General features: G+C 64.3%; 7 protein-coding genes. All 7 read left to right on the forward strand.

The features are described 5' to 3' along the window. Positions 1–110: 110 nt before the first annotated feature. Positions 111–977 carry a branched-chain amino acid ABC transporter permease gene (locus tag B3873_RS08285; protein ID WP_034340650.1) on the forward strand — a complete coding sequence of 289 codons (867 nt, stop codon included), beginning with the start codon at positions 111–113 and terminating at the stop codon, positions 975–977. Positions 978–1,029: 52 nt separating this feature from the next. Further along, positions 1,030–2,028 (forward strand): branched-chain amino acid ABC transporter permease, encoded by a 999-nt coding sequence (locus tag B3873_RS08290; protein ID WP_286865200.1) that lies wholly within the window; start codon positions 1,030–1,032, stop codon positions 2,026–2,028. Beyond that, positions 2,025–2,792, forward strand: coding sequence for an ABC transporter ATP-binding protein (locus tag B3873_RS08295; RefSeq protein ID WP_286865211.1), 768 nt, complete (start codon positions 2,025–2,027; stop codon positions 2,790–2,792). Before B3873_RS08290 ends, B3873_RS08295 begins: the two co-directional genes overlap by 4 nt. Continuing rightward, positions 2,789–3,493 carry an ABC transporter ATP-binding protein gene (locus B3873_RS08300; RefSeq protein ID WP_286865213.1) on the forward strand — a complete coding sequence of 235 codons (705 nt, stop codon included), beginning with the start codon at positions 2,789–2,791 and terminating at the stop codon, positions 3,491–3,493. The genes B3873_RS08295 and B3873_RS08300 overlap by 4 nt, the downstream gene beginning before the upstream one ends. A gap of 35 nt (positions 3,494–3,528) precedes the next feature. Next, the gene (locus B3873_RS08305; protein ID WP_286865215.1) at positions 3,529–4,788 is read left to right on the forward strand and encodes a Zn-dependent hydrolase; all 1,260 of its coding nucleotides are present in this window, start codon (positions 3,529–3,531) and stop codon (positions 4,786–4,788) included. Between the two features lie 37 nt (positions 4,789–4,825). Then, positions 4,826–6,319: a M81 family metallopeptidase gene (locus B3873_RS08310; RefSeq protein ID WP_286865217.1), complete on the forward strand. Its 1,494-nt coding sequence runs from the start codon at positions 4,826–4,828 to the stop codon at positions 6,317–6,319. A 220-nt stretch (positions 6,320–6,539) separates the two neighbouring features. Continuing rightward, the coding region (locus tag B3873_RS08315) for a methyl-accepting chemotaxis protein (protein WP_286865219.1) at positions 6,540–7,999 on the forward strand (1,460 nt) is incomplete at its 3' end.

A 7,999-nucleotide genomic window follows, 5' to 3' on the forward strand; every position in this document is an offset into this window, starting at 1 on the left:
CGCCTTCGATACGACCCTGCGGGTCTACTCAGTCCGAACGGTGATTCATCTACTCAGTTCGAACGGTGATTTGGCTTGACTGAACTTCCTTGTTCTTCTCACGAGGTTCCATGAACATCTATCTGCTGCAGATCGCCAATGGCGTGGGCATCGGCATGCTCTACTTCCTGCTGGCAGTGGGCTTGTCGATCGTCTTCGGCCTGCTGCGCTTCGTCAATTTCTCGCATGGCGCCTTCTTCCTGCTGGGCGCTTATCTCTGTTACGAGGCCACCAGCCGCGGCCTGGATTTCTGGTGGTCGCTCTTCATTGCCCCCGCCGCCGTGGGCCTGTTCGCCTGGGTGGTGGAGCGCTTTGTACTGCGCCACGTGTATGCCCTGCCGCATCACTTCCACATCCTCTTCACGGTCGGCATGGCGCTGGTGATCCAGGAAGCGGTGATCTCGGTCTGGGGACCGCTGGGCAACAATGTCTCGCCGCCGGATCTGCTGCAGGGCGTGGTGATGTGGGGCGGCTTCGTCTATCCCAAGTACCGCCTCTTCGTCATCGGCCTGACCGCCGTCATGGCGCTGCTCCTGTGGTGGGTGCTGGAAGGCACGCGCCTGGGCTCGATCGTGCGGGCCGGGTCGGAATCGACCGAAATGGTCAGCCTCCTGGGCCTGAACATCCAGCGCATCTTCAGCCTGGTCTTCGCCCTGGGTGCCGCCACTGCCGGGCTGGCCGGGGCGCTGGCCGCACCGATACGCGGGGCCGATCCCTTCATGGGGGTTGAGGCGCTGGGCATCGCCTTCGTGGTGGTGGTGGTCGGCGGGCTGGGCAGTTTCTGGGGCGCGCTCATTGGCGGCATCCTGGTCGGCATCGTGCAGAGCGTGATGAGCACGGTCTGGTCCGAAGGCGCACACCTGATGATCTACGTGGCCATGGCGGCGGTGATGCTGCTGCGTCCGAATGGCTTGCTGGGGCGGCCCGGCGCGGCCTGAAGCCGCATTACGTCACCTGACGCCACCTGACGTTTTCTGCACAGAGGCTTTCATGAAACAGATTGCGCATTTCCGTTACACCCTGCTGGCCGCCGCCGTGGTGCTGTTGCTGCCGCTGCTGCTGCCTTCCGGCACGCTGGCCACCGAAGTGCTGGTGTTCGCCCTGGCCGCGCTGGGCTGCAACCTGCTGCTGGGCTATACCGGCCTGATGTCCTTTGGCCAGGGCATCTTCTTTGGCGTGGGCAGCTACACCACCGGCGTGGTGCTGCTGCAGTTGAAACTCGCCCTGCTGCCCGCATTGGCCCTGGCGGCCGTTGGCGGCGCGCTGGTGGCGCTGCTGGTGGGCTGGTTCTCGATCCGCCAGCGCGGCACCTACTTCGTGATGCTCACGCTGGCCTTCGCCCAGATGTTTTATTTCCTGGCCTATACCCTCAAGGACGTCACCGGCGGCGACAACGGCCTGCTGGACATCCCGCGTCCGCCGCTGTCGCTGTTGGGCTTCACGCTGCTGCCGACCACTTCCTCGTGGCAGTACTACACGGTGGTGGCCATCCTGTTCGTGCTGGTGTTCTGGCTGCTGCAGCGCGTGGTCGATTCGGTGCTGGGCAAGACCCTGCTGGCGGTGCGCGAAAACGAAGCGCGCGCCTCGGCGCTGGGCTATGACGTGCGGCTGCTGAAGCTGGCGGCCTTCGTCATCTCGGGCGCGGTCACCGGTCTGGCCGGTGGTCTGCACGCGATGATGACCGGCGTGGCACCTCTATCCAACATCGAATATCACACCAGTGAAGCGATTCTCGTGATGACCGTCATCGGCGGCACCGGCAACCTGTTTGCCTCGGTGCTGGGCGCGAGCTTCTATGTGCTGGTGGGCAACTGGCTTTCCACGCTGTGGCCACGCTGGCTGATGCTGCTGGGGCTACTGTTGATTGCGGTCAGCCTCTACATGCAGAAGGGCCTGTTCGGCCTGGCCGTGAAGTTGATCGATGCCGCGCGCGGCCGCAAGGATGACGCGGCGCAAGCCGCCACCGTGACCAAGGAGAAGCACTCATGAGCCGCCCCATCCTGCAAGCGGTCAACGTCACCAAGCGCTACGGCAAGTTCACCGCCGTCAACGGCATCACGCTGGATATCGAGGCCGGCACCGTGCATTCGGTGATCGGTCCCAATGGCGCGGGCAAGACCACGCTGTTCCACACGCTGACCGGCACCACGCCCATCACCGAGGGCAGCATCCTGGTCGAGGGCGAAGAAGTGGCGCACCTGCCGGGCAATCGCCGGGTGCAGAAAGGCTTGGCGCGCTCCTTCCAGGTGACCAGCCTGTTCCCCAACCTGAGCGTGCGCGAGAACCTGCGGCTGGCCGCGCAGGGCCGCTCCCCGCTGGCCGCATTGAATCCCTGGAAACGTGCCGAACAGTTCAGTTCCGCCTGCGCGCTGGCCGATGAGCTGGTGGCGCGCCTGTCCCTGCAGGCGGTGGCGGAGCGGGCCTGCGCAGAACTTTCACATGGCCAGCAACGCAGGCTGGAGGTGGGCATGGCCATGGCCGGGCGGCCCAAGGTGATCTTCCTGGACGAGCCGACCTCGGGCATGGGCATCGACGACATCGCCGAGATGAAACAGCTCATCCACGGGCTGCGGCGCGACTACACGGTGGTGCTGATCGAACACAACATGGATATCGTGATGGATATCTCGGACCGCATCACGGTGATGCAGCTGGGCCAGATCCTGGCGCAGGGCAAACCGGCCGAGATCCGTAGCGATGAACGCGTGCGCCGGGCCTACCTCGGCAGCATGATCACCGGAGGCAAAGCATGATCCTGCAAGTGGAAGACGTTCACGGCTACTATGGCAAGAGCCACATCCTGCAGGGCGTGTCGCTGCAGGTCGATGCCGGGGAAGTGGTGACCCTGCTGGGACGTAATGGCGCCGGCAAGACCACGACCTTGAAAAGCATCGTCGGCGTGGTGCCGCCGGCGCAGGGACGCGTGCTGTTTGAAGGCCAGGTCATCAGCGGCCTGCCCTCCTACAAGATCGCCGCACGCGGCGTGTGCCTGGTGCCGGAACATCGCGGCATCTTCAAGCTGCTGACCGTGGAAGAGAACCTGACCATGGCCGCGCGCAAGGAATCCGCATGGGGGCTGGACGAGGTCTACACCATCTTCCCGCGCCTGAAGGAACGTCGCAGGAATGGCGGCGGCCAGCTCTCCGGCGGCGAGCAGCAGATGCTGGCCATTGCGCGCGCACTGATGACGCATCCGCGCGTGCTGATGCTGGACGAACCGGTCGAAGGCCTGGCCCCGGTGATCGTGGACGAGATCGTGGCGCAGCTGCGGCAGATCAAGGCGACCGGGATGTCCATCATCCTGGTGGAACAGAATCTGGAAGTGTGTACGCAACTGGCGGACCGGCATTACATCGTCGAACAGGGACGCATCGTCTACAGCGGCAGCAATGCCGCCTTCCTGGCCGATGAGGGCGTGAAGGACCGTTATCTGGGCGTGAATCTGGCGGCATGATGGCTGCCGCGCACCAACCCGAACAAGGACTCGATATGGACATGAAAACCCAAGCCTCCACCCTGCGCATCGACGGCACGCGCCTGTGGGATTCTCTGATGGAACTGGCCCGCATCGGCGGCACCGCCAAGGGCGGCGTCTGCCGCCTGGCCCTGACCGACCTCGACAAGCAGGGCCGCGACCTGGTCACGTCCTGGGCGCGCGCTGAAGGCATGAGCGTGGTGGTGGACCAGATCGGCAACATCTTCATGCGCCGCCCCGGCCGCAACAATGCGCTGCCGCCGGTGATGACGGGCTCGCACATCGACACCCAGCCCACCGGCGGCAAGTTCGACGGCAACTACGGCGTGCTCTCCGGCATCGAGGTGATTCGTACGCTGAACCAGCACAACATCCAGACCGAGGCCCCCATCGAAGTGGCGGTATGGACCAATGAAGAAGGTTCGCGCTTCGTGCCGGTAATGATGGGCTCGGGCGTGTTCTGCGGGGCCTTCACGCTGGAGCACGCCTACAACGCCACCGACGTCGACGGCAAGAAGGTGCGCGACGAACTGGAACGCATCGGCTACATCGGCGAGCAGGTCTGCGGTGATCATCCCATCGGTGCGTATTACGAGGCACACATCGAACAGGGACCGGTGCTGGAAAATGCCGATACCGTCATCGGCGTGGTGCCGGCGGTACTGGGGCTGTCGTGGTACGACTGCACGGTGACCGGTTTTGAATCGCACGCCGGGCCGACCCCGATGGAGATCCGCAAGGACGCGCTGCAGGTCTCGACCTTCATCATGCAGGAAGTAGTGGCCATCGCCAACCGCTATCCGCCTTACGGACGCGGCACGGTGGGCCAGGTGCAGGTGATGCCCAACAGCCGCAACGTGATTCCGGGGCAGGTGAAATTCTCCATCGACCTGCGCAACGTCAGCGAGGACTCGCTCACGCGCATGCATGAAGACCTGCTGGCCTACCTGGAAGCGATGCGCAAGAAGACCGGGCTGTCCATCGAACTGGAGCGGGTCTCGTACTTCCCGCCCTGCCCCTTCCATCCGGATTGCGTGGACAACGTGCGCGCGGCCTCGGCCGCACTGGGCTACAAGACCATGGACGTGGTCTCCGGCGCAGGGCACGACGCCATCTATGCCGCCCGCCTGGCACCGGCAGGCATGATCTTCGTACCCTGCAAGGATGGGGTCTCCCACAACGAGATCGAAGATGCGCGCCCCGAACACCTCGAAGCCGGCTGCAACGTGCTGTTGCAGGCCATGCTGGCCAGCGCGGGCGTGGTCGCCGACTGATCATTGCATGAATTTGAATTGATGCAAAAAACTGAACATGAAACCGAAAATCGTCATTGCACGCATGAATCACGAGACCAATACCTTCTCGCCGATTCCCACACCCCTTGAAGCCTTCGCCCCGCAATGGGATGCCGATGCGTATCGCGACCAGAAGGGTGCGCGCACCGCGATGGGCGCCTTCCTCGAACTGGCCGAACAGACCGGTGCCGAGATCGTCACGCCCCTGGCCGCCTGGGCCAACCCCAGCGCGGCGGTGGCCGCCGATGCCTACACGCTGATGTGCGACGCCATCGTGCGCGCCATCGAAGGTGGCTGCGATGCCATCCTGCTGGACCTGCATGGCGCCATGGTGGCCGAGAACGCCGAGGATGGCGAAGGCACGCTGCTCGAACGCATCCGCCGCATTGCGCCCGATACGCCCATGGCGGTGGCGCTGGATCTGCATGGCAACGTCACGCAGAAGATGGTCACGCATGCCGATGTGATCGTCAGCTTCAAGACCTATCCGCACATCGACATGTTCGAGACCGGCGAGCATGCCTGCCGCCTGCTGCTGGCGCGGCTGCAGGGCAAGTCGCAGCCAACGGTGGCCTGGCGCCAGGTGCCGGTGCTGTCGGCCACGCTGACCAGCAATACCTCGGCCTCGGCCATGCAGCGCGCCGTGGAAGCGGCCAAGGCGGCGGAGCAGGAAGCGGGCGTGCTGGCGGTGTCGGTGCTGGCGGGCTTCCCGCTGTCGGATTTCCGCGATGCGGGGATGTCGGTGGTGGTGGTGACCGAGAACGACAGCGCACTGGCCGATGCCGTGGCCGAGCGCATCGCGCGCCAGATCTGGAATGAACGTGACGACTTCGTCTATGACAGCCTGCCGCTGGCCGAATCGCTGGCGCAGGCGCGGGCCTTGAGTGAAGGTCCGGGACAGGGGCCGGTGCTGCTGCTGGACCACAGCGACAACGTCATGTCGGGCGGTACCTGCAATACCATGGACGTGCTGGAAGCCGCTCTGCAGGCCGGTCTCACGGGCATTGCCGTGGGCCCGGTGAGCGACCCGGAAGCGGTGGCGCAACTGGTGCAGGCCGGGGTGGGTGCGACCGTCACGCTGGCCGTGGGCAACAAGGTGGACCTGGCTGCGCAGGGCATCAGCAAGACGCCGCCGGTTTATACCGGAAAGGTATCGGCCATCAGCGATGGCCGTTTCACCGTCACCGGACCGATCTACACCGGCTCGACCTTGCAGATGGGGCGCAGCGTGCTGCTGGACATCGGTGCGGCGCGCATCGTCGTCACCGAGGAGCGGGTCGAACCGTATGACCTCGGGGTCTTCACAAGCCTGGGCCTGGACCCGGCGCAGCAAGCCTTCCTGATCCTGAAGTCGCGCATGTATTGCCGTCCGGTCTTCGTGCCCATCAGCCGCGCGTTGGTAGAGTGCGATTCCGACAGCGGCGGCCCGACCAGCGCCAATTTCCGGCTGTTCCCGATCAAGAAGGTGCGCCGTCCGATCTATCCGCTGGATCCGGCCATGGACTGGTAACACGCACCGGGCCTGCGCTGCGGGCCGATGGACTTTGCCGTAATACAACACCCCGGTATCGGGATATTCCCGAGTTGTGCCGTGCCGGGGAGGGCCTGTGTTAGCCTGCAAAGACAGCAAGGATGGGCTGCCCGTCCTTGCTGCCAGCGCCCGGCTCACGATCACAACAGCAAAACAGCACACCAGCCGCCGGTCGCCTCACTCAATCAGGGGAGACGGAATGAAAAACCTCAAGATCGGCGTACGCCTGGCCATCGGCTTCATTGCCTTGCTGATGTTGATGGCCGTGATGGTCGGCCTGGGCGTGTGGCGTCTGGGCAATATCGGGGACGCCACCGACGAGATGACCCAGATTGCGCTGAAGAAAGAACGCGATGCCGTACAGTGGCATGCGGCCATCAAGGAAAACGGCGTGCGCACCTTCGCCGTCATGAAGAGTGATGACGATGCCTTCCAGCAATACTTCCAGAAGCAGATCGATGCGCAATCGGCCAAGATCAGCCAGCTGCAGAAGCAAGTGGAAGCGGCCATCACCGATCCCGAGGAAAAGCGTCTCTTCGCGGAAGTCGGCAAGCTGCGTGCAGCCTATCGCGATACGCGGCAAAAGATCTTCGACATCAAGACCGCCGGCGACGATGCACGCGCCCGCGAGATGACCGATACCACGCTGGTGAAGATGATGGATGAGTATGCCGACAGCGTGCTGCGCTATGCCGATTACCAGAAGAAGGTGATCGACCAGACCGCCAGCGAGATCAACGGCGACTATCGTTCCGGCCGCAGCATGCTGCTGATGCTGGGTGCGCTGGAAATCGTGCTGGGTGCGGCACTGGCCTGGCTGCTCACGCGCAGCATCACGCGCCCGCTGAACCAGGCGGTGAGCATCGCAGAAACGGTGGCCGCAGGCGACCTCACCTCGCGCATCGAGGCCAATAGCCGCGACGAAACCGGCCAGCTGCTGGCCGCGCTCAAGTCCATGAATGGCAACCTGCAGGACATCGTGGGGCGGGTGCGTTCCGGCACCGAGACCATCAATGTCGCCTCGCGCGAGATTGCCACCGGCAACCTCGACCTGTCGGCGCGCACGGAACAGCAAGCCGGATCGCTGGAAGAAACCGCATCGGCCATGGAACAGCTCACCTCCACCGTCAAGCAGAACGCCGACAATGCGCGCCAGGCCAATGCGCTGGCCGCATCGGCCTCACAGGTGGCCAGCCAGGGTGGTGCGGTGGTGGAGCAGGTGGTGGCGACCATGGGCGAGATCCACGCTTCGTCGCAGAAGATCGCCGACATCATCGGCGTGATTGATGGCATCGCCTTCCAGACCAACATCCTCGCGCTCAATGCGGCAGTGGAAGCGGCGCGCGCCGGTGAGCAGGGACGCGGCTTTGCGGTGGTGGCCTCCGAAGTGCGCTCGCTGGCGCAGCGTTCAGCGTCGGCGGCCAAGGAGATCAAGCAGCTGATCGGGGATTCCGTGGAAAAGGTCGGCGATGGCAGCCGCCTGGTGGCCCAGGCCGGTGACACCATGCAGGAGGTGGTGCACAGCGTGGCGCGCGTGACCGAGATCGTGCGCGAGATCACGCTGGCCAGCCAGGAACAGAGCGACGGCATCGAACAGGTCAACCTGGCCATCACCCATATCGATGAAGCCACGCAGCAGAATGCCGCGCTGGTGGAAGA

The organism is Herbaspirillum sp. UBA812, assembly GCF_002296545.1.
GTDB classification, from domain to species: Bacteria; Pseudomonadota; Gammaproteobacteria; order Burkholderiales; family Burkholderiaceae_D; genus Herbaspirillum; species Herbaspirillum huttiense.